This window comes from Gammaproteobacteria bacterium, from assembly GCA_015709615.1.
Taxonomy (GTDB): Bacteria; Pseudomonadota; Gammaproteobacteria; order Burkholderiales; family Nitrosomonadaceae; genus Nitrosomonas.
The window spans coordinates 1,527,174-1,549,090 of the sequence record CP054179.1 but is presented as its reverse complement, the minus strand read 5'-3'; the positions used below and the strand labels follow the sequence as shown (position 1 = coordinate 1,549,090).

Annotated in this window: 23 protein-coding genes, 1 tRNA gene and 1 CRISPR repeat array; of the genes, 17 read left to right on the top strand and 7 right to left on the bottom strand. The window is 52.8% G+C overall.

The window, feature by feature from the left end:
- The first annotated feature begins 47 nt into the window (after positions 1-47).
- Together cas1c and cas2 are read left to right on the top strand one after the other, a co-directional pair.
- Positions 48-1,082, top strand: coding sequence for a type I-C CRISPR-associated endonuclease Cas1 (gene cas1c, locus HRU77_07505; GenBank protein ID QOJ20556.1), 1,035 nt, complete (start codon positions 48-50; stop codon positions 1,080-1,082).
- A gap of 2 nt (positions 1,083-1,084) precedes the next feature.
- Positions 1,085-1,375 carry a CRISPR-associated endonuclease Cas2 gene (gene cas2 / locus HRU77_07500; protein QOJ20555.1) on the top strand — a complete coding sequence of 97 codons (291 nt, stop codon included), beginning with the start codon at positions 1,085-1,087 and terminating at the stop codon, positions 1,373-1,375.
- A gap of 180 nt (positions 1,376-1,555) precedes the next feature.
- Positions 1,556-3,680: a CRISPR direct-repeat array (repeat unit 37 nt; unit sequence GTAGCGCCCGGCCCCAAAGCCGGGCGAGGATTGAAAC).
- Positions 3,681-3,768: 88 nt separating this feature from the next.
- On the opposite strand, the gene HRU77_07495 is transcribed toward cas2, so the two are convergent.
- Positions 3,769-3,844 (bottom strand) — tRNA-Met (locus HRU77_07495).
- Positions 3,845-4,105: 261 nt separating this feature from the next.
- Here HRU77_07495 and HRU77_07490 point away from each other — a divergent pair.
- Together HRU77_07490 and HRU77_07485 are read left to right on the top strand one after the other, a co-directional pair.
- Positions 4,106-5,275 (top strand): UbiH/UbiF family hydroxylase, encoded by a 1,170-nt coding sequence (locus tag HRU77_07490; GenBank protein ID QOJ20554.1) that lies wholly within the window; start codon positions 4,106-4,108, stop codon positions 5,273-5,275.
- Between the two features lie 27 nt (positions 5,276-5,302).
- Positions 5,303-6,025 (top strand): DsbC family protein, encoded by a 723-nt coding sequence (locus HRU77_07485; GenBank protein ID QOJ20553.1) that lies wholly within the window; start codon positions 5,303-5,305, stop codon positions 6,023-6,025.
- A gap of 51 nt (positions 6,026-6,076) precedes the next feature.
- Here HRU77_07485 and HRU77_07480 read toward each other — a convergent pair whose 3' ends face one another.
- Both HRU77_07480 and HRU77_07475 read right to left on the bottom strand, forming a co-directional pair.
- Positions 6,077-7,279: a murein transglycosylase A gene (locus HRU77_07480; protein QOJ20552.1), complete on the bottom strand. Its 1,203-nt coding sequence runs from the start codon at positions 7,277-7,279 to the stop codon at positions 6,077-6,079.
- 239 nt (positions 7,280-7,518) lie between these two features.
- Entirely contained in the window at positions 7,519-8,265 is a 747-nt protein-coding gene (locus tag HRU77_07475; protein ID QOJ20551.1) for a Nif3-like dinuclear metal center hexameric protein, read from the bottom strand.
- A 79-nt stretch (positions 8,266-8,344) separates the two neighbouring features.
- On the opposite strand from HRU77_07475, the gene HRU77_07470 reads away from it, so the two are divergent.
- The 13 genes from HRU77_07470 (at position 8,345) to queC (ending at position 19,577) form a co-directional block, all read left to right on the top strand.
- Positions 8,345-9,484 carry a Do family serine endopeptidase gene (locus tag HRU77_07470; protein ID QOJ20550.1) on the top strand — a complete coding sequence of 380 codons (1,140 nt, stop codon included), beginning with the start codon at positions 8,345-8,347 and terminating at the stop codon, positions 9,482-9,484.
- 38 nt (positions 9,485-9,522) lie between these two features.
- The gene (locus HRU77_07465) at positions 9,523-11,175 is read left to right on the top strand and encodes a hypothetical protein (protein ID QOJ20549.1); all 1,653 of its coding nucleotides are present in this window, start codon (positions 9,523-9,525) and stop codon (positions 11,173-11,175) included.
- A gap of 203 nt (positions 11,176-11,378) precedes the next feature.
- Positions 11,379-11,666 (top strand): ComEA family DNA-binding protein, encoded by a 288-nt coding sequence (locus HRU77_07460; GenBank protein ID QOJ20548.1) that lies wholly within the window; start codon positions 11,379-11,381, stop codon positions 11,664-11,666.
- A 129-nt stretch (positions 11,667-11,795) separates the two neighbouring features.
- Positions 11,796-12,683 carry a cysteine synthase CysM gene (gene cysM, locus HRU77_07455; protein QOJ20547.1) on the top strand — a complete coding sequence of 296 codons (888 nt, stop codon included), beginning with the start codon at positions 11,796-11,798 and terminating at the stop codon, positions 12,681-12,683.
- A gap of 47 nt (positions 12,684-12,730) precedes the next feature.
- Positions 12,731-13,141 carry a tol-pal system-associated acyl-CoA thioesterase gene (gene ybgC, locus HRU77_07450; protein ID QOJ20546.1) on the top strand — a complete coding sequence of 137 codons (411 nt, stop codon included), beginning with the start codon at positions 12,731-12,733 and terminating at the stop codon, positions 13,139-13,141.
- A complete protein-coding gene (tolQ, locus tag HRU77_07445) occupies positions 13,138-13,818 on the top strand; it encodes a protein TolQ (protein ID QOJ20545.1) in 681 nt (226 codons plus the stop codon). The genes ybgC and tolQ overlap by 4 nt, the downstream gene beginning before the upstream one ends.
- A 19-nt stretch (positions 13,819-13,837) precedes the next feature.
- Positions 13,838-14,251 carry a protein TolR gene (gene tolR / locus HRU77_07440; GenBank protein ID QOJ20544.1) on the top strand — a complete coding sequence of 138 codons (414 nt, stop codon included), beginning with the start codon at positions 13,838-13,840 and terminating at the stop codon, positions 14,249-14,251.
- A 10-nt stretch (positions 14,252-14,261) separates the two neighbouring features.
- A complete protein-coding gene (gene tolA / locus HRU77_07435; protein ID QOJ20543.1) occupies positions 14,262-15,344 on the top strand; it encodes a cell envelope integrity protein TolA in 1,083 nt (360 codons plus the stop codon).
- A gap of 48 nt (positions 15,345-15,392) precedes the next feature.
- On the top strand, positions 15,393-16,691 hold the full coding sequence (gene tolB, locus HRU77_07430) for a Tol-Pal system protein TolB (GenBank protein ID QOJ20542.1): 1,299 nt from the start codon (positions 15,393-15,395) through the stop codon (positions 16,689-16,691).
- A 31-nt stretch (positions 16,692-16,722) separates the two neighbouring features.
- Positions 16,723-17,247, top strand: a complete 525-nt coding sequence (gene pal / locus HRU77_07425) for a peptidoglycan-associated lipoprotein Pal (GenBank protein QOJ20541.1) — start codon at positions 16,723-16,725, stop codon at positions 17,245-17,247.
- A 2-nt stretch (positions 17,248-17,249) separates the two neighbouring features.
- Positions 17,250-18,155 (top strand): tol-pal system protein YbgF, encoded by a 906-nt coding sequence (ybgF, locus tag HRU77_07420; GenBank protein ID QOJ20540.1) that lies wholly within the window; start codon positions 17,250-17,252, stop codon positions 18,153-18,155.
- A 91-nt stretch (positions 18,156-18,246) separates the two neighbouring features.
- Complete coding sequence (gene queE / locus HRU77_07415) at positions 18,247-18,906, top strand: 7-carboxy-7-deazaguanine synthase QueE (GenBank protein ID QOJ20539.1); 660 nt, start codon at positions 18,247-18,249, stop codon at positions 18,904-18,906.
- Entirely contained in the window at positions 18,903-19,577 is a 675-nt protein-coding gene (gene queC / locus HRU77_07410; protein QOJ20538.1) for a 7-cyano-7-deazaguanine synthase QueC, read from the top strand. The genes queE and queC overlap by 4 nt, the downstream gene beginning before the upstream one ends.
- A gap of 45 nt (positions 19,578-19,622) precedes the next feature.
- On the opposite strand, the gene HRU77_07405 is transcribed toward queC, so the two are convergent.
- From HRU77_07405 to folB, 4 genes are all read right to left on the bottom strand, one after another.
- Entirely contained in the window at positions 19,623-19,970 is a 348-nt protein-coding gene (locus HRU77_07405; protein ID QOJ20537.1) for a hypothetical protein, read from the bottom strand.
- Positions 19,971-20,098: 128 nt separating this feature from the next.
- Entirely contained in the window at positions 20,099-20,872 is a 774-nt protein-coding gene (locus tag HRU77_07400; GenBank protein QOJ20536.1) for a complement resistance protein TraT, read from the bottom strand.
- Between the two features lie 86 nt (positions 20,873-20,958).
- A complete protein-coding gene (locus tag HRU77_07395) occupies positions 20,959-21,309 on the bottom strand; it encodes a hypothetical protein (GenBank protein QOJ20535.1) in 351 nt (116 codons plus the stop codon).
- Between the two features lie 181 nt (positions 21,310-21,490).
- Positions 21,491-21,856 carry a dihydroneopterin aldolase gene (folB, locus tag HRU77_07390; GenBank protein QOJ20534.1) on the bottom strand — a complete coding sequence of 122 codons (366 nt, stop codon included), beginning with the start codon at positions 21,854-21,856 and terminating at the stop codon, positions 21,491-21,493.
- Positions 21,857-21,917 lie beyond the last annotated feature (61 nt).

Here is a 21,917-nt window from a genome sequence, read left to right as displayed (position 1 = left end):
TGTAACTCCCAATAACTTGCAATAAATTTCACAAATTGTAATACACAATGTACCAAATCCTCAACACACTCTACATTATGACGCCCAATGCCTACGCGCATTTGGAAAACGATACCGTGCGCATCGATGTGGAACGGCAAAAGAAACTTCAAGTGCCGTTGCATCATTTGGGCACGCTCGTTTGCTTTGGCAATATCATGATTTCTCCGGCGTTGATGCATCGCTGCGCCGACGATGGCATCGGCTTGGTATTACTCGATGGCAACGGGCGATTCAAGGCTCGGTTGGAAGGCGCGGTCAGCGGCAATATTCTGTTGCGTCAGGCGCAGCATCGCAAAGCGGCAGAGGAACCGTTCGTACTGACAGTAGCCAGAGCCGTGATTGCCGGAAAATTGCGTAATTCCCGTCAGGTTTTGCAGCGCGGCGCGCGTGAAACAACAGACGAACAAGATCAAAAAATACTCACCCAAGCATCGGAAGCATTGGCTGGTTCCATACGCAATCTGGCGGTAGCGGCGGATCTGGACGTGGTGCGCGGCATTGAAGGCGATGCCGCCAAAGTGTATTTCTCCGCGCTGCCGAGTTTGGTGCGGCGTAATGTCCGCGAGCACTTCACCATGGACGGGCGCACGCGCAGGCCGCCACGTGACCGTTTCAATGCGCTGCTGTCATTTCTCTATGCGATGGTGATGAACGATTGCCGCTCGGCAATTGAAAGCGTCGGGCTTGATCCGCAGCTGGGTTTCCTGCACGCGGTGCGGCCGGGGCGAGCCGCCTTGGCGCTCGATCTGATGGAAGAATTCCGGTCGATTCTGGCGGACCGGCTGGCGCTCACGCTCGTCAATCGCGGCCAGATCACCGAGCGCAATTTACAGATACGCGAAGGCGGCGCAGTGTATCTGGAAGATGATGCGCGGAAAATCGTTGTAGCCGCTTATCAAGAACGCAAGCAGGAAGAAATCAGCCATCCGCTGCTGGATGCCAAGGTGCCGTTCGGGTTGTTGCCGCAACTGCAAGCGCGTTTCATGGCGCGCACCATTCGCGGCGACATGGAAGCGTATATTCCCTTTCTGGTGAAATAACCATGCTGATTATCGTAACCTACGATGTATCAACCGAAACCAAGGAAGGCCGCAGAAGATTGCGGCGCGTTGCCAAAATCTGCGAAGGTATCGGACAGCGCGTGCAAAAATCGGTATTCGAGTGTAAAGTCAGTTTGATGCAGTATGAAGATCTAGAACGCAGATTACTGGCCGAGATAGACGAAAAGGAAGACAACCTGCGGCTATATCGTTTGACCGAGCCCGTCGATCTGCACGTCAAGGAATATGGAAAATTCAAAGCCATCGATTTCGATGGATCGCTCATCGTTTAACATCCGCGAATCCCAAGCAACGGCAAAACACCAGCCGGTTCGCGGAAAGAATAACATCATGAAAAATGATGATTTCCTAAAAACCCTGTTCGCAATCATAATCAAAAATCAATCCCAAAATCGCCAGTTCGCGGGTGAACAAAAAATTTCTTTGTTGTATGATCGGGTTGCAGTTGTACTGTAGCGCCCGGCCCCAAAGCCGGGCGAGGATTGAAACTAATGCCGGAGATGATAAACCCCACTTCTCCGGCAGTAGCGCCCGGCCCCAAAGCCGGGCGAGGATTGAAACAATTTGCCAGCCATGCATTAGCAGCAAAACCAGAGTAGCGCCCGGCCCCAAAGCCGGGCGAGGATTGAAACAAGCCGGGGTGCCCGCGTTGGATGCTGGCAAGGTCGTAGCGCCCGGCCCCAAAGCCGGGCGAGGATTGAAACATATAGTTTACGTCCGTCTCTCAGTGATTCATCGGTAGCGCCCGGCCCCAAAGCCGGGCGAGGATTGAAACAATATCGCGCGGATTCGGCGCGCTTGCATCTATCTGTAGCGCCCGGCCCCAAAGCCGGGCGAGGATTGAAACATAAAAATCGGCCATGAAATAAAATGGTAGTACATGTAGCGCCCGGCCCCAAAGCCGGGCGAGGATTGAAACTAGCTAGATTGTTATTATGAAAGCGAATGATTTTGTAGCGCCCGGCCCCAAAGCCGGGCGAGGATTGAAACCATTTGTGGCTGATGAATTGCATCCGCAACCGGAGTAGCGCCCGGCCCCAAAGCCGGGCGAGGATTGAAACTGCTACCGCTGCGCCTTTGGGTAATTGCAACGGGCAGTAGCGCCCGGCCCCAAAGCCGGGCGAGGATTGAAACTGAATTTGTCGATTTAATGGGTGACTCGGGAGGATTGTAGCGCCCGGCCCCAAAGCCGGGCGAGGATTGAAACAAAAAACACCAGTAACTTAACCAGGTCCATAAGAGTAGCGCCCGGCCCCAAAGCCGGGCGAGGATTGAAACAGCGCTCTCTCGGTAATAAATTTGCAACTTTTTTAGGTAGCGCCCGGCCCCAAAGCCGGGCGAGGATTGAAACATTAAATTAGGTACACAGAATTGATAATTGCACCGGTAGCGCCCGGCCCCAAAGCCGGGCGAGGATTGAAACTCATAATTAAAATGGACAAATTTTTTTAAAAAGTCGTAGCGCCCGGCCCCAAAGCCGGGCGAGGATTGAAACATCCTCATAAAACAGCTTATGCATGTCTTTTTACCGTAGCGCCCGGCCCCAAAGCCGGGCGAGGATTGAAACCGGTCAGACTGCGCTGTGCGGATTGTGCTGTGTTGGTAGCGCCCGGCCCCAAAGCCGGGCGAGGATTGAAACAGGAAAAGATCGCACTCAACAACGCCGAGATTGAGGTAGCGCCCGGCCCCAAAGCCGGGCGAGGATTGAAACGTTGATGCGGTAGCGCCAGAATCTGTGAGAAAACGTAGCGCCCGGCCCCAAAGCCGGGCGAGGATTGAAACAAAAAGGATATGACCGATGTCAATCTGCGGATTCGTGAGTAGCGCCCGGCCCCAAAGCCGGGCGAGGATTGAAACAGCGTAAAACCACAGGAAGATAAAGCAGAATCGCAGTAGCGCCCGGCCCCAAAGCCGGGCGAGGATTGAAACCTTTTCGATCCGTTTCAAGACGGACTGAAAGGCATGTAGCGCCCGGCCCCAAAGCCGGGCGAGGATTGAAACATGCTGCTGGCATCTTACGATCAGCCGATGGGACTGTAGCGCCCGGCCCCAAAGCCGGGCGAGGATTGAAACATCAACCAGCCACCATGAGTCGTCCAGCGCGGGTGGTAGCGCCCGGCCCCAAAGCCGGGCGAGGATTGAAACCTGATCCGCGGCCGGCAGAAGAAAGCGAAGCACAAAGTAGCGCCCGGCCCCAAAGCCGGGCGAGGATTGAAACGATTATGTGGATGGGCGACTCACTCACCGCGCAATGTAGCGCCCGGCCCCAAAGCCGGGCGAGGATTGAAACAAGCGGCGTTATTCCTTGCTCTGCCGCCTTTTCCGCGTAGCGCTCGGCCCCAAAGCCGGGCGAGGATTGAAACTTACCAAGAGCGACAACACCCAAATAGAAGTTCGGTAGCGCCCGGCCCCAAAGCCGGGCGAGGATTGAAACGCAATCAAAATTCGCAATCCGCGCAAATAGCGACGTAGCGCCCGGCCCCAAAGCCGGGCGAGGATTGAAACACAAATGTATCTGTAATTAAATTCGACTTAATCATGTAGCGCCCGACCTCAAAGCCGCGAGCAAAATCAAACCAAAAGATTAAGCGGTTGCAACTAGGAAGATTGGGGACTTCGAATCAATGGGGGGTGCTGATTTTTCCGATCAGCTTGGTGTGTCTGATGGTGGCGAATCAGGGATTTGAACCCCGGACCAACGGATTATGATTCCGCTGCTCTAACCACTGAGCTAATTCGCCATGTGCTAAAACGCAAGGGACGCATTTTGCCTTTGAGGGGGTGGCTTGTCAAGATCAAAAATGTGACCTGACAAGGGTTTATGCGTGTTTTCAGGGGATTCGGTGTTGTTTTCCAATTATTTAACGTGACCTGGCCATCTGCCGGGCCGCGCTGAAAATGTTCGGCTGCCGGGTGAATCAGATAGTCAACCGGCTTCCGCTTTCAGTGGAGATGCAGTTTGTATTACCTATCCGCAACAAAGCGACTGTATAATCAATTCCATGAAATTCGATATGATCGTAATTGGTGGCGGACTCGTGGGGGCAAGCTTGGTGGCTGCGCTGCAGGGTAGCGGCCTGAAAATTGCGCTGATAGAGCCGCATGAAACGCTGCCGTTGCCGCAGGATGATAGCTGGGATAGCCGGGTGTATGCGATCAGTCCAGGTAGCGCGGCTTTTCTGCAGGAGCTGGGGGTGTGGCGGTTGATGGCGGCGGAACGTGTCGCGCCGGTTTATGAGATGGCGGTGTTCGGCGATGACAATACCGCGCGCATCAATTTCAGCGCGTATGAGATCGGCGTGCCGGAACTGGCGTTTATTGCCGAGAACCGTCAACTGCAATCGGCTGTGTGGGAAGTGCTTAAATCTGCGGATGAAAATCTGCACATCTTTTGTCCGGCGAAATGTACAGCGATTGTTTGGCATGACACGCATGCCGAGGTGCAATTGGCGGACGGCAGCCAGCTTGAAGCTGCTTTGGTGGTGGGCGCCGATGGCGTGAATTCCTGGGTGCGCAAACAGGCGGAAATCGAGGTGTCGCGCCATGCGTATAACCAGATTGGCGTGGTAGCCAATTTCAGCACGGAACGATCGCATCGCCAGATCGCCCATCAATGGTTCAGGCGGGACGGTGTGCTGGCGTTGCTGCCGTTGCCGGACAAACGGGTATCGATGGTGTGGTCGGCCACGGAGGATCATGCCGATTTCTTGCGCAATCTGCCGGCTGACGAATTGTGCGCCCGCGTGGAGGAGGCTTCCTCGCATACGCTGGGCAAATTGCAGTTGATTACCCCGCCGGTTGGTTTTCCGCTGAATTTTGTCCATGTGGATCAATTGATCAAGCCGCGTTTGGTGCTCATCGGCGATGCCGCGCACGGCATTCATCCGCTGGCCGGACAGGGGGTGAATCTGGGGTTGCGCGATACCCGCGAGCTTGCGGCGATTCTCAAACAGCGCGGACCGCAAGCCGATTGCGGCGATTTTATGCTGCTGCGGCGTTACGAGCTGGCGCGCAAGGAAGATATTCTGGCGCTGGAGCTGGTCACCGACGGTTTGCAGAAATTGTTCAATAACGCCAATCCGACGCTGGCGCGCATGCGCAATCTTGGATTGGAGATTACCAACCGCTTGCCGCTGATCAAAAACCGCCTGATGCAGCACGCGTTGAATTAAATTTTATTTTCTAACACTGGAGTCATTATGGCCATGCGCTTAAAGCTGTTCATCTCAATCCTGCTACTGAGTTTTTTCTGCGGATCCACCTGGGCCGATGAAGAAGCTTTGAAAAAAGCCATACAGCCGCATTTTCAGGGACACACGATCGATAGCCTGAAGAAAACACCGCTTTTGGGTTTGTATGAAGTGGTGGTGGGTGATGAAGTGTTTTATACCGACGATAAAGCCAATTATTTTTTCTTCGGTCATATGATCGATGCGAGAAGCCGCACCAGCCTGACCAACGAACGCATGCAGGAAATCAAAGCGGCGCGCCGCGTGCCATTGGAATCCCTGCCGTTGCAACATGCTATCAAAATCGTGAAGGGCGATGGTTCGCGCAAGCTGGCCGTATTTACCGATCCGAATTGCCCGTATTGCAAGCAGCTGGAGAAAGAATTGCTGAACATCAAGAACGTTACGATTTATACCTTGCTGTACCCAGTGTTGAAAGGCTCGATGGAATTGTCGAAAAAAATCTGGTGTTCCAAGGATCAAATCAAAGCCTGGGATGATTTTATGCTGAAAGGGGTTGCGCCATCGGGTAAGGATTGTGACACTCCGTTGGAAGCATTGCTGAAATCAGGCCATGAAAATAAAGTATCGGGCACGCCGACGCTGATTTTCGCCGACGGTTCGATTGTCGGCGGCATGATTCCCGCCACGACCATCGAGGAAAAACTGGAAAGCGCGGATAAAAGCAAATAATCTCAAACGAGCGATGCAAAAAAGCTTGCTGGGAAATTCAGCAAGCTTTTTTTATTGCCGTGTGAGAGTGGGCGATCGATAGTCGCGCGGCATCAATACCCATAGCTTTCCGCGTTGCTTCATTTTTCCCGCCTGATTGCCCGCTTCATGGCCGAATCCCCAGAAGAAGTCGGCGCGGATTCCGCCTTTGATGGCGCTACCGACATCCTGCGCCACCATCAGCCGGTTCAATGGCTTGTTGCTGTTGGGCCAGGTGGTCGCCAGAAATACCGGCGCGCCCTGCGGGATCGACAGTGGATCGATCGCGATACTGCGCCCGGCAGTCAACGGCACGCCCAGAGCGCCGATCGGTCCGGATAAATCGGATGGCAGTTCGCGGAAAAATACATAACGGGCGTTTTGCTGCAACAGCTCGGGCAGTTTCTTAGGATTTTGCTGCCCCCATTGTTTGATACCTTGCATGGAAGCTTTTTCCAGCGGCAATTCGCCGCGTTCGACCAGGAGTTTGCCGATCGAGTTATACGGGTAACCGTTCTGATCGGCAAAGCCGATTTTCATGGCTTCTCCGCTATCGAGCACGATCCGGCCGGAACCCTGAACGTGCAGAAAGAACAACTCTACTTCGTCTTCCACCCACAGCAGCTCGTAACCGTTGAGCAGTTTCGGATTGCTCATGATATCCGCCCGGCTGTGATAAGGAACAACCTTGCGTCCGTTCAAACGGCCGCGCAAGCGCAGATCCTTCAGTTCGGGATAGGCGGCGCCCAGTTCGATGGTCAGCAAATCGTCCGGGGCGGCGTACACCGGGTAGCGATAGCGGCTGGAGGGTTTGCGGCTGCCTTTGAGCAACGGTTCGTAGTAACCGGTGATCAATCCCTCTTCGCTGTTGTCGGTGTTGACGATTTGATAGGGCGTGAAGTAGGTTTCAAAAAAATTTCTCAACGCGGTGTTATCGGTTTTCTTTTGCACCGCCGCTAACCGGCAAGTTTCCTTCCAAGCCGGTTGCTTGCTTAAAACCGTGCAGCTTTTCAGGAATGCCTGCCACGCCGGTTGCAGATCGTCCTGTTTCCAGCCGGTTAATGCCGACCACTGAACGGGTTTGTGTACGGATTTGGTCAGCGGCTTTTCGGGTGGCGGCGGCTTGACGGCTTCAGCCGGCTCAGCGGGCGGCTGCGTGGGACTGATAGGCCCGGTAGCGCAGGCTGTGAGGAGCAGGTACGAGATAACAACAATAAAACTGAATTGGTTTTTCATCGGATTTTGGTTAGAGTAGCGGTCTGTTTTTAACTTGAGCGTGTATCTTACATTATGAATTGGTGGTGGCTTGTAGTCGAAGCGGCAGTGGCGCTGGGTTTGTTTCTTTTTATAATCTGGTGGACCATGTTTTCGGGCAGAAAGAAGAAGGATGATGAAAACAAGGATAAATGATCATAAACGTTATTTCCTCGTTGTGCGCATCCCATGCGCCGGTGTGAATATTGCCGGATTGCAGGCTAAACCGGATTTTCAATATCGATGAACTGATGCTGGATGCCGAATTTCTGCGCGATGTGATCGCCCACGGCCTGCACGCCGTAACGCTCGGTGGCATGATGCCCGGCGGCGATAAACGCGATACCGGATTCACGCGCGGCATGTACATTCTGCTCGGAAATTTCACCCGTGATGTAAGCATCTACGCCTTGTTGAATGGCAATCTCAAAGTAGCTCTGTGCAGCACCGGTGCACCATGCGATTTGCCGGATGGGCTTGCCGGGATCGCCGATGATGGTCGGTTTGCGCAGCAGCGTGCGCGCTATTTTTTCCGCGAAGGCGCTCAACGTGGTCGCCTGGCTCAATTCTCCGCGCGCCGCGATATCCTGCTCGCCGAAATGGCCGGTTTCAATCAATCCCAGCTTCTTGCCCAGCAACGCATTGTTGCCGAGATGCGGGTGCGCATCCAGCGGCAGATGATAGGTGAATAAATTGATTTGCTGCTGCATCAGCAGTGCAATGCGGCGGCTTTTCATACCGGTGATGCGCATATCCTCGCCGCGCCAGAAGTAGCCGTGATGCACCAGGATGGCGTCCGCCTTGGCCGCGGCGGCAGCTTGCAACAGATCGAGCGAAGCGGTAACGCCGCTGATCAGGGTTTGAATGCTGTCGCGCCCTTCCACTTGCAGGCCATTTGGGCAATAATCATGAAAATGGGATATGTCCAGTAATTGATTCAGATGATTTTCCAGCGCATCGCGATGCATTGATTTTCTCCTTCGCGCATATACTACTCCGCAATCGATTCATTTCAGCGGCTTTATTATTTTGGAGTAACTTATTTTGATGTACAGATTCTGGTTGATTTTTGCACAAACCGCGACAGTATTGCTGGCTATTTTTTTTGTGATTTCCACGCTGCGGCCGGAATTGCTGCCGTGGAAGCCGCGCGGGGAAATCGTGACGATCCGGGAGATTGCGCCGGTAGTTGAAGAGAATAGGCCGGATAGCTATTCCAAGGCGGCGGAGCTTGCTATGCCGTCGGTGGTGAATATCTTTACCAGTAAAGAGGTCAGGGAGCCCGCTCATCCGTTCATGGATGATCCCGCTTTCCGCCGTTTCTTCGGCGAGCAATTCGAATCCAGGCCACGGCGCGCCTCAAGCCTGGGCTCGGGTGTGATTGTCAGTGCCAACGGTTATATATTGACCAATCATCATGTGATCGAAGCGGCTGATGAGGTTGAGATTGCACTGGTCGATGGCCGCAAGGCGAAAGCGAAACTGATCGGTTCCGATCCGGAAACCGATCTGGCGGTGCTGAAAACCAATCTAACGGATTTGCCGGTGATCACGTTCGGCCAGTCGCAGCAAGTCAAGGTTGGCGATGTGGTGTTGGCGGTCGGCAATCCTTTCGGTGTCGGACAAAGCGTCACCATGGGCATAGTCAGCGCGCTGAGCCGGAGCCGGGTCGGCATCAATACCTTCGAAGATTTCATTCAAACCGACGCGGCGATCAATCCGGGCAATTCCGGTGGCGCATTGACCGATACATCGGGCAATTTGATCGGCATCAATACGGCGATTTATTCGCGCAGCGGCGGCTCGCTCGGTATCGGATTCGCCATTCCGGTGCATATCGCCAAGCAGATTATGGAACAGATCGTGCAAACCGGCAGCGTGATTCGCGGCTGGCTCGGTGTCAGCATGCAGGATATGACGTTGGAGCTGGCGGAATCTTTCGGACTGGAAGAGCCGAGCGGAGCGCTGATCGCCAGTGTGCTGAAAGACGGTCCGGCGGACAAGGCCGGCATCAAGACAGGCGATATTCTGATTGGGATAGCGGGCAAGCCGCTGAAGAATTCGTCCGAGATGCTGAACGTGGTGGCCGCGTTGCCGCCGGGTGAAACCGTCACGGTTACAGTGATCCGCAACAAGCGGGAGAAATCGATCCCGGTCAAAGTAGGCGTGCGTCCAAAACAGAAGTGACGGCATGCAAATTCCAATTTGGTTAAAAATAATAATTCATGAAAAATCTCTTACCCGCTAACGGATTGCTATCGGTCATCGCGCAGTGGTTCAGCGCCAATATTCTTGCGCTCGGCCGGGAAATGCGCTTGTCCTATCTGCCGCCGCTGATGGTGTACGTGGCCGCCGGTATTTCCGGCTTGACCGGCATTGTGGGCACGTTTTACGTCAAGGAAAAACTCGGTCTTTCCGCAGAATTCCTGGCGGCGCTGGGATTCTGGATGATGTTGCCGTGGGCGCTCAAGATGCCGCTCGGTCATTTGGTCGATCTGGTATGGCGCTGGAAAGGTTTGCTGGTGTATCTGGGCGCCGGTTTGATCATGCTCAGTCTGCTCATTATGATCGGTTTGCTGGGGCATACCGACGCGATGATTGCAATCGCTCCGGTTGAGACTTGGTATGTATCGTCCGCGCTGCTGGCGCCAGTCGGTTATGTGTTGCAGGATGTGGTCGCCGATGCGATGACCGTTGAAGCGGTGCCGCGCGTCGACGAGAACGGTAACAAATTGGACGCGGAAAAACGCAAGCTCATGCACGTCACCATGCAAACCTTGGGGCGCGTCGCCATCATCGGTGGCGGCGTGCTGGTGTCCGTTGCCAACGTTTTTTTATTGCGCGACGCCGGATCTCTGTCCGAAACGGAGAAAGGCGCGGTGTATTTGCTGGTTTACGAATTGGCTTTGATCATTCCCGCTGTTTCCATTTTCGGTGTTGTGTTTGCGTCGTGGTTGCAGCGGCGCGAGCGCAAACGTTTTCTTGCGCTCGGGCATAGCCGGCAGGATGTGAATAAATTGCTCGGCATGCACGCGGAAGCACCCGCGATCAACTGGTGGATTCTCGGCGGCGGATTGGCTTTTACCGTGATGTCGCTGGGCGTGGGTGTGAGCGGCGTATCCGGTGGCGAGGAAATCGTGTTTGCGGTTTCCATGGTGATCATCGTATTTTTGATGTGGCGGTTGACTGGAGAGCTCGAGCCCGAGGCGCGCAATGTGTTGGTCGGAACCGCGTTGATGATTTTCGTTTTCCGTGCGATTCCCAGTCCCGGCGCGGGCTCCACCTGGTGGATGATCGATGTGCTGGGGTTCGATCAGCAGTTTCTGGCGGTGCTGTCGCTGATCGGCGCGGTGTTGACGCTGTTCGGCATGTTCATCTTCCGCCGCTTCATGGCGGAACGTTCGATTGCTTATATCATCGCTTTTCTCACCATCGTCAGCGGCTTTCTGTCGCTGCCGATCGTCGGCATGTATTTCGGTTTGCACGAGTGGACAGCATCGGTCACGGGCGGTGTTGTCGACGCGCGTTTCATTGCGCTGGTCGATACTGCGCTGGAGTCGCCGCTGGGGCAAATTGCCATGGTGCCGATGCTGGCCTGGATCGCCAATTCCGCGCCGGAAAAACTTAAAGCGACTTTCTTCGCCGTGATGGCGTCGTTTACCAATCTGGCTTTGTCGGCTTCGCAACTGGGCACCAAGTATCTCAATCAGATTTACGAGGTGAAACGGGAAGTGAAAGATATGGCGACCGGCCAGATCACGGTTCCGGCCGACTACAGCGAGCTGGGACATTTATTGATTACCGTCACGATCATCGGTTTCGTGTTGCCGCTGATTACGATTCTACTGGTCAAGCATTCACGTTTCCGCAATGCTTGAAGCTTCGTTTGCCGATAACCGGTTTTTCGTAAGTATCTGAAAGGGAATGCACTAGCTAAATTAATTTCTGCCGAATCCGATATCACTTTGACCTGTGTGCATGGCAGTTTTGAGTGATGTATGCGGGTATTTTTTAATCTGTGAAAACTGACGCACTGGTTCTAATGTGTGCGTCAGTATTTGCTTTTGATATAGGAGAAGTTATGCAGAAATTGTTTCTAATGATAACTCTGGTATTTCTGTTGACCGGCACTGCGTTCGCAGCTGTCAATATCAATACGGCAACGCAAGCTGAGCTTGAATCCCTGCAAGGGATTGGTCCAGCTAAAGCAAAAGCGATCGTTGAGTATCGTGAGAGAGGCGGCACCTTCGCTTCTGTGGATGATTTGGCAAAAGTGGGTGGGATCGGTGCGGGAACCATCAAGCAGCTGCGTGATGCGATTACTGTCGAAAGCGAGAAAAGCACGGAAGCTTCAGCTAAGCCGGAGTAGTTTGCTGTAGTGGAATAGAACCCCCTCTGAAGTGATTCAGCGGGGGTTTTTATTTGCGCGCTTACATTGTTTCAAAGCGGGCGGCAGCTTGTGCGATAATCTAGCTTGACTGTAAGAAAGTTAGAATTCATGTATAAAACGATTGAGAATTTTGTTGGCAATACGCCTTTAGTAAGACTCAAGCGCCTACCCGGAAAAACCCAGAATATTATTCTCGCCAAACTTGAAGGCAATAATCCGGCGGGATCAGTGAAAGACCGGCCGGCGCTGTCGATGATTTCGCATGCGCAGAGACGCGGTGAAATTAAGCCGGGTGATACCCTGATCGAAGCCACCAGCGGCAATACCGGCATTGCGCTGGCGATGGCCGCGGCTATGATGGGGTACCGCATGGTATTGATCATGCCGGAAAACCTCAGTATCGAACGGCGGCAATCGATGAGCGCTTACGGCGCGGAAATCATTCTGACACCGAAAAGCGGCGGCATGGAGCAGGCGCGCGATCTGGCGGAGAAGATGCGCGCTGATGGAAAAGGCATCATTCTCGATCAATTCGCCAATCCGGATAATCCGCTGGCGCACTATGAAAGTACGGCGCCGGAAATCTGGCGTGATACGCAAGGAAAAGTCACGCATTTCGTCAGTAGCATGGGAACCACGGGCACCATCATGGGGTGCTCACGGTTTTTCAAGGAGCAGCCGACACCGGTCAAAGTGATCGGTGTGCAGCCGGAGGAGGGCGCGCAGATCCCCGGAATCCGCAAATGGTCACCGGCGTACTTGCCGAAAATTTTCGACGCCAGACAAGTCGATGAGATGATTTATGTTTCCCAACCTGAAGCGGAAGACATGACACGCCGCTTGGCGCGCGAAGAAGGGATTTTTGCTGGTATCTCGTCCGGCGGCGCACTGGTGGCGGCGCTGCGCGTATCCGCTGCAGTTGAGAACGCTGTCATTGTCTTTATCGTGTGCGATCGCGGTGACCGCTATTTGTCGACCGGTGTTTTTCCCGCTTAGGGACGTGCTGTCATGAGGTATCATTGCAGCTTGGTGTTCAATTCACGATGCTAAACGATAATTTTTCTCTTCCCGTTCGCGTTTACTATCAGGATACAGATGCGGGCGGCGTGGTCTATCATTCGATTTATCTGAATTTCCTGGAACGGGCGCGCTACGAGTGGCTCAGGGCTTTGGGGTTCAATGTGCATGCGTTGAGTGAAGTTCATAAGATATTGTTCATGGTGCGCGCATTGGAGATTGAATATTTAAAACCGGCTGTACTGGATGATCTGCTGCAAGTGTCGGTTGCGGTTACCGAAGTCGGTGGGAGCCGGATCGTATTACTGCAGGAAATCACATGCAGTCATGTCAAGCTAGTTAGTGCCACGGTGCAGGTGGTGTGTGTCGGTGCGGAAACGCTCAAACCCACGCGTATTCCTGCGCCATTACGTGAAAAAATTAGGAAAGTCGCATGAGCACAACAGTAACACAAGATATGTCGTTTCTTCATCTGATCACCAGCGCCAGTGTGTTGGTGCAATTGGTGATGCTGATTCTGATGTTGATTTCACTCTCATCCTGGTGGTTCATATTTCGCAAACTGTTCGTCATCCGCTACGAGATCAAGAAAACCGATGATTTCGAGGATATTTTCTGGCGAGGTGTCGACTTGAATGCGTTGCATCAACGCATTATCAGTTCGCGCTATGAATCAGGCAGTTTGGAGCGTATTTTTGCCGCCGGTTTTGGTGAGTTCACCAAGCATCCTGCCGGATCCGATTTGGAAGCGGTCATGGAGAGCACGCGCAGGGCCATGCGTGCTACGTATCAGCGTGAAATGGATTATCTGGAATCGCATCTATCTTTCCTGGCCACTGTCGGATCGGTCAGTCCTTACATTGGCCTGTTCGGCACCGTATGGGGCATTATGAATTCCTTCCGCAGCTTATCGAGCGTTACTCAGGCAACCATTGCCCATGTCGCGCCGGGAATTGCCGAAGCATTGATTGCCACGGCGATGGGGTTGTTTGCGGCAATTCCGGCGGTGGTGGCCTACAATCGTTACGCCAGCAGGACGGATCAGCTGGCGACGCGCTTTGAGAGTTTCATGGAAGAGTTGTCCAATGTATTGCAACGGCGAGCAGCTGAATAAACAAGACTGAGAGGTTGTTATGGCGCGTCGTGCCAAACATAGATTGATGAATGAGATCAATGTAGTGCCTTACATTGATGTGATGCTGGTGTTGCTGATCATTTTTATGATCACGGCGCCGATGATCAACCACGGTCAGATTGAATTGCCGCAAATCGGCAAATCGCTGGCGACGCCGGCGGCGCCGCTGGAAGTGATCATTAAGGCGGATGGCAGTCTCACTTTGCGTGACCGCGCGAAGTCGGCCACCGAACAGAAAGTCGATCGCAATCAGCTGATTGAAGCGATCAAGCAAAAGCAAGCGCAGAATGCCGAACAACCCGTCGTCATCGCGGCGGATAAGAATGTGCGCTACGAAGAAGTCATCAAAGTGATGGATATTCTGCAACAAAACCAAGTGCAGAAAGTCGGTTTGCTGGCTCAACAAAAATGAACGATTGCTCATGAGTTCGAGCGTTCCGCGCAATTCTCCCCATTCCGAACCAAGATCACTACTTGCCGGTGTGCTGGCAGTGCTGGTGCACGTGGTGTTCATTGCATTTTTGATTTTCGGTGTGAGCTGGAAAGATCATCCGCCGGAAGGGATGGTGGTCGATATTTGGACTGAATTGCCCAGACCGGTGCAGGAACCGGTAAAAACGCAAGCGCCGCCGAAGCAGTCTAAACCTGTTGAAGAGCCTGTAAAGCCAAAACCGGAGCCGGAGCCGCCCAAACCGGAACCGGTTAAACCCGAACCGCCGAAACCGGAACCACCGAAGCCCGAGCCGCCTAAGCCGGAGCCGGTGAAACCCGCACCGCTCAAAGCGGCTGTGACGCCACCAGTCAAAAAACCGGATATCGCGATGAAGGAGAAACCGGAACCCGTCAAAGAAAAGCCGGATTTGGAAGCGCAAAAGAAAAAAGAACAGGAAAAAATTAAGGAGCAGGAAAGATTAAAGGAACTGGAAAAACAAAAAGAGCTTGAGAAAAAGAAAGAGCTTGAGAAAAAGAGGGAATTAGAAAAGCAGAAAGAATTAGAGAAGCAAAAAGAAGCCGAGAAGCAGAAAGAGCTGGAAAAGCAAAAAGAATTGGCAAGGCAGAAGGAAATAGAGAAACAGAAAGCACTGGAAAAGCAAAAGGAATTACAGAAGCAGAAAGAACAAGAGCTGGCGGCGCAACGGCTGCGTGAGCAGGAAGCCAAAGCGCAACGCGAAGCGGAAGCGCAGCGCGCCGCGCAACAGGCCGCGGCAAGGAGTCAGGTAACGAGCGAAATCGGTAAGTATAAGGCACTGATTGGAGCAAAAATCAGAAGCAGAACTGTGATGCCGCCCGATCTTCCAGGTAATCCCGTGGTTGAATTTAACATTACTTTGTTACCGGGTGGAGATATTCTCGATGTCAAATTAATCAAGAGCAGTGGACACGCGTCTTTTGATAGTGCGGTCGAGCGCGCGATCTTTTTGTCCAAACCGCTGCCGTTACCGCCCGATCCGGCGCTGTTTAGCGAGTTCCGCAGCCTTAATATTAAGGTGCATTATCGTGAATGATTGTTATAATCAGCCGGTAATTTTTTGTTTTTTGAAAATTTAATCGTTATGTCAATTTATTGGTTCAAGTCTATCCGTAGTGTATGGATTCTGTTGTTATGCTTCATCAGCATACCTTCGCATGCGCAACTGAATATCGAAATTTTCGGCGGCGGCGCATCGCGTATTCCAATTGCCATTGTTCCTTTTGCCGATGAAAATAAACTGCAGCAAAGCATCACGCCGATCATCGGTGCCGATTTGCAACGCACCGGCTTGTTCAGACTGGTCGATCCTGCCGGTTTGTCGCCGCATGCACCGGTGGAAGTCGTATATGCCGACTGGGTTAACCGCGGTGCGAATGCATTGGTGATCGGCCGCGTGGTCGCGTTGTCCAGCGAACAAGTGGAAATACAGTTCCGTTTGATGGACGTTGCCAAGAAATCGCAATTGACCGGTCTGGCGATCACAGTTCCCACGACACAATTGCGCGCAGCGGCGCACCGTATCGCCGATGTCATTTACGAAGCATTGACCGGCGATGTAGGTGTTTTCAGCACACGAATCGCCTACGTGCTCAAGCGCGGCAACAAATATGCCTTGCAGGTGGCCGATTCCGACGGCTACAACGCCCAATCGATCATTGAATATACCGAACCGATCATTTCACCGGCTTGGTCGCCGGATGGCGGTCAGTTGGCTTATGTCTCCTTTGAAAATAAAAAACCGATTGTCTATGTGCAGACATTGGCAACGCGCGAACGCCGAGCGGTTGCTAGTTTCAAAGGCAGCAACAGCGCACCGGCTTGGTCTCCCGACGGTAAAAAACTGGCCGTGGTGCTGTCCGGGCATGGCGGATCGCAAATTTTCCTGGTGAATGCGGACGGCAGCGGCTTGCAGCGCTTGAGCAAAAGCTCCGGTATCGATACCGAGCCGAGTTTCTCCCCCGACGGCCGGTATATCCTGTTTACATCCGATCGTGGCGGTAGTCCGCAAATTTACCGCATGCCGGTAACCGATTCGGAATCCGGCAATGCCGAACGTCTCACTTTTGAGGGCAGCTACAATGTCAGCCCGGATTATAGCCGTGACGGGAAAAGTTTTACTTTCATCCACCGCAACAATGGTCAATTCAACGTGGCGGTTCAGGAAATCGGTTCGCGCCAGGTGCAAATACTGACGAACTCCAAATTCGACGAATCTCCCAGCTTTGCGCCGAATGGCAAGATGATCTTGTATGCAACCGAGATTAACGGGCATGGTATATTATCCGCTGTTTCCAGAGACGGGCAGACGAGGCAGCATCTGTCAGTTCAAACAGGCGATATCAGAGAGCCAGCGTGGGGGCCTCTACCGAAATGGAAGTAATTCGCAATTTTTAATCACAAGGAGTTAATAAATGAGAAAAATATTAGGTATTTCAATGATCGTGCTGTTATCGGCATGCGCCAGTCAAACCACGCAACCCGAAGTGGACGATCTTGCTGCCGGCTCGGGTGCCGGTGGCGGCATGAGCAGCAGCGATTTGGGCGGGAGCGGCGGAGGCAGACCGGGTTATTTCAGTCAACTGAATGACCCGAATAGTATTTTGTCGCAACGCAGCGTTTATTATGACTATGACAGCTACACCGTCAAAGGCGAATACCGCGAACTCGTGTTGTCGCATGCCCGCTTCTTGCGTGACAATCCCACAGCAAATGTGATCCTGCAAGGCAACACCGACGATCGCGGTAGTCGCGAATACAATCTGGCTTTGGGGCAACGCCGCGCCGATAGCGTCAAGAACATGATGACCTTGGCGGGCGCCCGCGATGCGCAAATTGAATCCGTCAGCCTGGGCGAAGAAAAACCGCGCGCGCTGGGACAAGGCGAAGCAGTCTGGAGTCAGAACCGTCGTACTGACATCCTGTACCGGGGCGAATAAACATGCTGATACGCGCTTTTCTTCTGCTGGTATTGCTGAGCAGCAGCATCAGCCATGCCGCATTGTTTGGCGATGGTGAGGCACGCGAGCAGGTTAATGCATTGCGTCAGCAGGTCAAGGAAATGGAAGCGCGTATTGCCAAGATGGAACAGGCGCTGAACAGCCAGGCATTGCTGGAGCTCTACAGCAAAGTTGAGACGCTGGAACAGGAACTGGGGAAGCTGAACGGGCAGATAGAAATGCTGAATAACGATAACGCGTTGTTGCAAAAGCGGCAGCGCGATTTCTATATCGACCTGGACAACCGGTTACGTGTTATCGAGCAGCCGGACAAGCGAGTGCCTTCTGCTCATCCGGCACCGAAAAATACGCCGCACAGCATGATCGAACCGCAGCCGGAGGAGCAGCGCGCCGCTGCGCCGCCAGCCGATGCGGTAGTCGCACCGGAGTCACTGTCTTCCGCCGAAGTGGATTCCGCTGTAACCGCGGACACCGCTTTGTCGGCGGTCAATGAAGCGGCGCCGCCTGGTGGCGCAACAGAAAGCAGCGCTTATAAAGCGGCATTTGATCTATTCAAGAATGGCGAGTATGCCAACGCCATCGCGCAATTCGAAAGTTTTCTGGAAAATTACCCGCAATCCAACTTGGCGCCGGGCGCCGCCTATTGGATCGGCAATGCGCGTTATGCGTTGCGCGACTACCAGCTGGCGATCGATGCGCAGAAAAAACTGATCAGCAAGTACCCGAACAGCAACAAAGTGCCGGATGCCTATTTGAATATCGCCACCAGCCAGCTGGAAATGGGCGATAGCAAGGCCAGCAAGCATACGCTGGAAAGTATACTGGCGAAATACCCGCAAAGTGACGCGGCCAAAAAAGCCAAGCAACGCTTGGCCAACATCAAGTAAGTTTCCGGTTTGAACAAATAGCCAATCAACCGCAGTTTTCCGTATCATTCATCCAGCAATATAATCTGCATTTTTCCTCCAGGCATTCGATATGGTGCAAGTGTTAGAAACGACAACCTTGCGTATCAGTGAAATTTTCTTTTCCTTGCAAGGTGAAACCAGCCGGATCGGCTTGCCGACCGTTTTCGTACGTCTGACGGGGTGTCCTTTGCGCTGCGGTTATTGCGATACGGCCTATGCCTTTAGCGGCGGCGAGAATCGCTCGATAGCTGAAATTTTGCACCAAGTCGCCCGCTATAAGACGAATTACGTCACGGTCACCGGCGGCGAACCGCTGGCGCAGAAAGCCTGCCTGGTTTTGCTGTCGACGTTATGCGATGCGCGCTACTCGGTGTCGCTGGAAACCAGCGGCGCGCTGGATTTGTCCCAAGTCGATGCACGCGTATCGAAGATCATGGATATCAAAACACCCGGTTCTGGCGAGGTTTCCAAGAATAACTGGCGCAATCTGGAATACTTGACAGCGCGCGACGAAATCAAATTTGTGCTGTGCGACGAGGCCGATTATCACTGGGCGTGCGAATTGATAGAGAGCAAACAATTGCAGATCATATGCCCAATCCTTTTTTCCCCGGTTTATGAGACTCTGGAGCCTGCCCAATTAGCATCTTGGATATTGCGCGACCAAGTGCCGGTCAGGATGCAGGTTCAATTGCACAAACTGCTGTGGGGCGAGGGGCCGGGGCGATGAAAAAAGCCGTAGTATTGCTGTCCGGCGGGTTGGATTCTGCCACCGTGCTGGCGATCGCGCGCGATCAAGGTTTTCAATGCTATGCATTGAGCGTCGATTACGGTCAGCGTCACCGGTCGGAACTGGAAGCTGCGCGAGAAGTCGCGGATTCACTCGGGGCTCACCAGCATCAAATTATCAAACTCGATTTAACTGCTTTCGGCGGGTCAGCGCTGACCGATCAAGCGATTGCAGTCCCAACCGCCGGAGAAAAAAAGGAAATACCGGTTACCTATGTACCCGCGAGAAATACGATCATGTTGTCTCTGGCGCTGGCTTGGGCGGAAATGTTGCAAAGCCAGGATATTTTTGTCGGAGTGAACGCGGTCGACTATTCCGGTTACCCCGATTGCCGCCCGGAATACATTCAAGCGTTCGAGCGGATGGCGAATCTGGCGACAAAAGCGGGCATTGAAGGCAAGAAACTGACGATCCATGCACCGTTGATGCATTTATCCAAAAAAGAAATCATCCAAACAGGGATTGTGTTGGGTGTAGATTACAGCCTGACGGTTTCGTGTTATCAAGCTGATGAAGCGGGGCGAGCGTGCGGTGTGTGCGATTCCTGCCGGATTCGCAAGGCGGGGTTTGCAGCGGCGGGTGTGACCGATCCGGCCTGCTATCGATCATAAACTAACTAACGCTTGATCGATAAACCCCGGCGATACAGTCAAGGATTACTTTTTCTGCGCTGCGTTTTTTTTGCTTTCCTGGCGCATTTTGTTCTCGAGTTTTTCCATTTGCTCCGGACTCAATACTGCTTTCAGACTGGATCGGGTTTCTTCCTGGATGGATTGCAATTTTTTTCGCTCTTCGTTGAAAACAGCTTCAACTTTCATTTTTTCCGTGTTGAGAATGGTTTCAACTTTGCTGCGCTGCGTATCGCTCAACCCCAGTTCTTTCGTCATCCGGTTGATGGCGTCGCGGCCGTCTGCGGGTGAGCTGTTCTTTTGCGCGTGCGCTGCGGAAACGGTGATGCATAGAAGGAAGGTGAGTACAACAGCGGTGGTTTTTATCGGCGTCATGCGCTTCTCCTGGTAAATAAGGCAATATGTTTTGCTGAGAGTGTGCGGTTAGGTGCAAACATGTATCCGGTTGCGATTACCTGCAACCGGAAAACATATTCAATGACTCGAATCAATGGAACTTGATCCTAGAAAAGCCCGGAAATAGAACGTGCCAAACCATTGGTCAATTCAACCGCGGCTTCTTCGTACTGCAAATTCACTTTGTTGGCGGTGCTCACCACGCGTGTGCGGAATTTGTTCATCTCGCTGACTTTTGTCGACGATTGTCTTCTGGCGCCACCGACGCCTTGTTTTGCATCCTGCTGCCGGTCTTCACGGACAATGACGCCTTCTTCGGCGCGTTCCGCGATTTCTACGTCGGTAATCGCCATGAACGTGACATCTTTCACCGCCGCATCGGCGATCGTGCTTGCGACACCAAATGCCGCCGCGCCAGCCAATCCGCCAATACCGGCGCCTGTCCAGCCACCCATCGCTGCACCAGTGGCTGTTCCCACGGCAGCACCTAAGGCGGCGCTGCCCATTCCGCCATAGCCGGCTCTCAGAGCGGCTTCCGCAGCGGTCGGACTGGCCTTGTCGACGCTCAGCACGTTGGCTTGCAGCCAGTAATGCGCTTCTTTCGGGTTGGTGGTGATACGGTAACCACGGCCTTCCAACGCTCTGGCGACCGTGGCGGTAATATCGAAATTGGTTTTGTCGGAAGTATTGCGAATATTCAGGTAGATGACTTTTTTATCTGGTTCGACGGGATCTAGAAAAATAGAGTCGCTCATTTTGGTTTGTACATCCAGATCCTTCTTGGCAATGGAAGTATGAACCGCAGCGCACCCGCTTAAAACCAAAGAACATAGCGCGATCCCAGTCATTACCCAGGTATTTTTGTTAATGGAGTAACCCATTGCATCTCCCTTCTGATGATTAATAAAAAATTAAATGGTTTGTGTGATCAAATCTATTTGCCGGCCATCCCCGGTCATCCGCAAAATTACCAGCCGTAGTAATACGGCACATAACTATTAACGCCATACAAACCGCCGTAATAAGGACGCGTGTAACCGCCAAAATAGCTGCCATAACCATAATTCTGCCCTAAAACGCAACCCAACCCGTAGCAACCCGGCATATAGCTCGGTGTTTTGGTCGGCGTGCCGCGCTGTGTAGCTTCTTTAAGCGCTTTTGTTAGCGTAGCGTCATCGGGAACGCTGAAAGGCTTGCCGGCAGTTTCCGCATTGAATTGTCTTTGAATTTCGCTAATATCTTGTGCGGTGACCGCGCCGCTTATAAGGAATAGGGCGGGAAGCGCATAAAAAAGAGGTGTGATTTTTACCGTATGCATTATATGTCTCCTGTATCGGCCTGGATAAGCAGTATTATCAACTAAGGTGTTGGTTGTTGTAAATTTTTTGATTACTGGAAGGATAGTTTTTAAACTTACAGAAAATTTTGCAACGAGAATTACAGGGAATTGCACTCAAGAGACTATAAAAACCTGAATCGGTTCACGCGCTAAATACTTTCTAGGCGAGCGCTGCGCCAGCCTTGCGCTCGATGCGAATTCCGAGCCGCTTTACCCCTCGGATAATGCTTAGCTTGGCGACGCTGACCTTGACCCACGGCGCGTGAAAGTCGGTCAAAATGGTTTGCGCGATGTGTTCGGCTAGCGCTTCGAGCAGCGAGAAATGTTTGTTGGTTAAAATATCGTTGATTTTTTCGACGATTAGCGCGTAGTCGAGCGCATCGTCGATGTTATCCGTTTGGCACGCGCGGCTGCTGGGCAGCGCGATTTCCAGGTCGAGCTGGATGGTTTGCGGCACGATGCGTTCCCACGGGTACACGCCGATCAGCGTTTTGGCTTTGAAGTCGTGCAGAAAAATAATATCCATGAATGATTAAGCGCTAAAATGTACGAATTGTTCGGGTATGGTCGGGAGCTTCGAGAGCGGG

What these genes read in the sequence shown, in the direction of transcription:
- cas1c (QOJ20556.1), top strand. Translation starts at nt 48, where the DNA reads ATGTACCAAATCCTCAACACACTCTACATTATGACGCCCAATGCCTAC.
- HRU77_07395 (QOJ20535.1), bottom strand. Translation starts at nt 21,309, where the DNA reads ATGCATACGGTAAAAATCACACCTCTTTTTTATGCGCTTCCCGCCCTA.
- tolQ (QOJ20545.1), top strand. Translation starts at nt 13,138, where the DNA reads ATGAGCACAACAGTAACACAAGATATGTCGTTTCTTCATCTGATCACC.
- tolB (QOJ20542.1), top strand. Translation starts at nt 15,393, where the DNA reads ATGTCAATTTATTGGTTCAAGTCTATCCGTAGTGTATGGATTCTGTTG.
- cysM (QOJ20547.1), top strand. Translation starts at nt 11,796, where the DNA reads ATGTATAAAACGATTGAGAATTTTGTTGGCAATACGCCTTTAGTAAGA.
- queC (QOJ20538.1), top strand. Translation starts at nt 18,903, where the DNA reads ATGAAAAAAGCCGTAGTATTGCTGTCCGGCGGGTTGGATTCTGCCACC.
- HRU77_07475 (QOJ20551.1), bottom strand. Translation starts at nt 8,265, where the DNA reads ATGCATCGCGATGCGCTGGAAAATCATCTGAATCAATTACTGGACATA.
- tolA (QOJ20543.1), top strand. Translation starts at nt 14,262, where the DNA reads ATGAGTTCGAGCGTTCCGCGCAATTCTCCCCATTCCGAACCAAGATCA.
- ybgC (QOJ20546.1), top strand. Translation starts at nt 12,731, where the DNA reads ATGCTAAACGATAATTTTTCTCTTCCCGTTCGCGTTTACTATCAGGAT.
- ybgF (QOJ20540.1), top strand. Translation starts at nt 17,250, where the DNA reads ATGCTGATACGCGCTTTTCTTCTGCTGGTATTGCTGAGCAGCAGCATC.
- HRU77_07470 (QOJ20550.1), top strand. Translation starts at nt 8,345, where the DNA reads ATGTACAGATTCTGGTTGATTTTTGCACAAACCGCGACAGTATTGCTG.
- HRU77_07405 (QOJ20537.1), bottom strand. Translation starts at nt 19,970, where the DNA reads ATGACGCCGATAAAAACCACCGCTGTTGTACTCACCTTCCTTCTATGC.
- cas2 (QOJ20555.1), top strand. Translation starts at nt 1,085, where the DNA reads ATGCTGATTATCGTAACCTACGATGTATCAACCGAAACCAAGGAAGGC.
- HRU77_07465 (QOJ20549.1), top strand. Translation starts at nt 9,523, where the DNA reads ATGAAAAATCTCTTACCCGCTAACGGATTGCTATCGGTCATCGCGCAG.
- HRU77_07480 (QOJ20552.1), bottom strand. Translation starts at nt 7,279, where the DNA reads ATGAAAAACCAATTCAGTTTTATTGTTGTTATCTCGTACCTGCTCCTC.
- HRU77_07400 (QOJ20536.1), bottom strand. Translation starts at nt 20,872, where the DNA reads ATGGGTTACTCCATTAACAAAAATACCTGGGTAATGACTGGGATCGCG.
- HRU77_07485 (QOJ20553.1), top strand. Translation starts at nt 5,303, where the DNA reads ATGGCCATGCGCTTAAAGCTGTTCATCTCAATCCTGCTACTGAGTTTT.
- folB (QOJ20534.1), bottom strand. Translation starts at nt 21,856, where the DNA reads ATGGATATTATTTTTCTGCACGACTTCAAAGCCAAAACGCTGATCGGC.
- tolR (QOJ20544.1), top strand. Translation starts at nt 13,838, where the DNA reads ATGGCGCGTCGTGCCAAACATAGATTGATGAATGAGATCAATGTAGTG.
- HRU77_07490 (QOJ20554.1), top strand. Translation starts at nt 4,106, where the DNA reads ATGAAATTCGATATGATCGTAATTGGTGGCGGACTCGTGGGGGCAAGC.
- HRU77_07460 (QOJ20548.1), top strand. Translation starts at nt 11,379, where the DNA reads ATGCAGAAATTGTTTCTAATGATAACTCTGGTATTTCTGTTGACCGGC.
- pal (QOJ20541.1), top strand. Translation starts at nt 16,723, where the DNA reads ATGAGAAAAATATTAGGTATTTCAATGATCGTGCTGTTATCGGCATGC.
- queE (QOJ20539.1), top strand. Translation starts at nt 18,247, where the DNA reads ATGGTGCAAGTGTTAGAAACGACAACCTTGCGTATCAGTGAAATTTTC.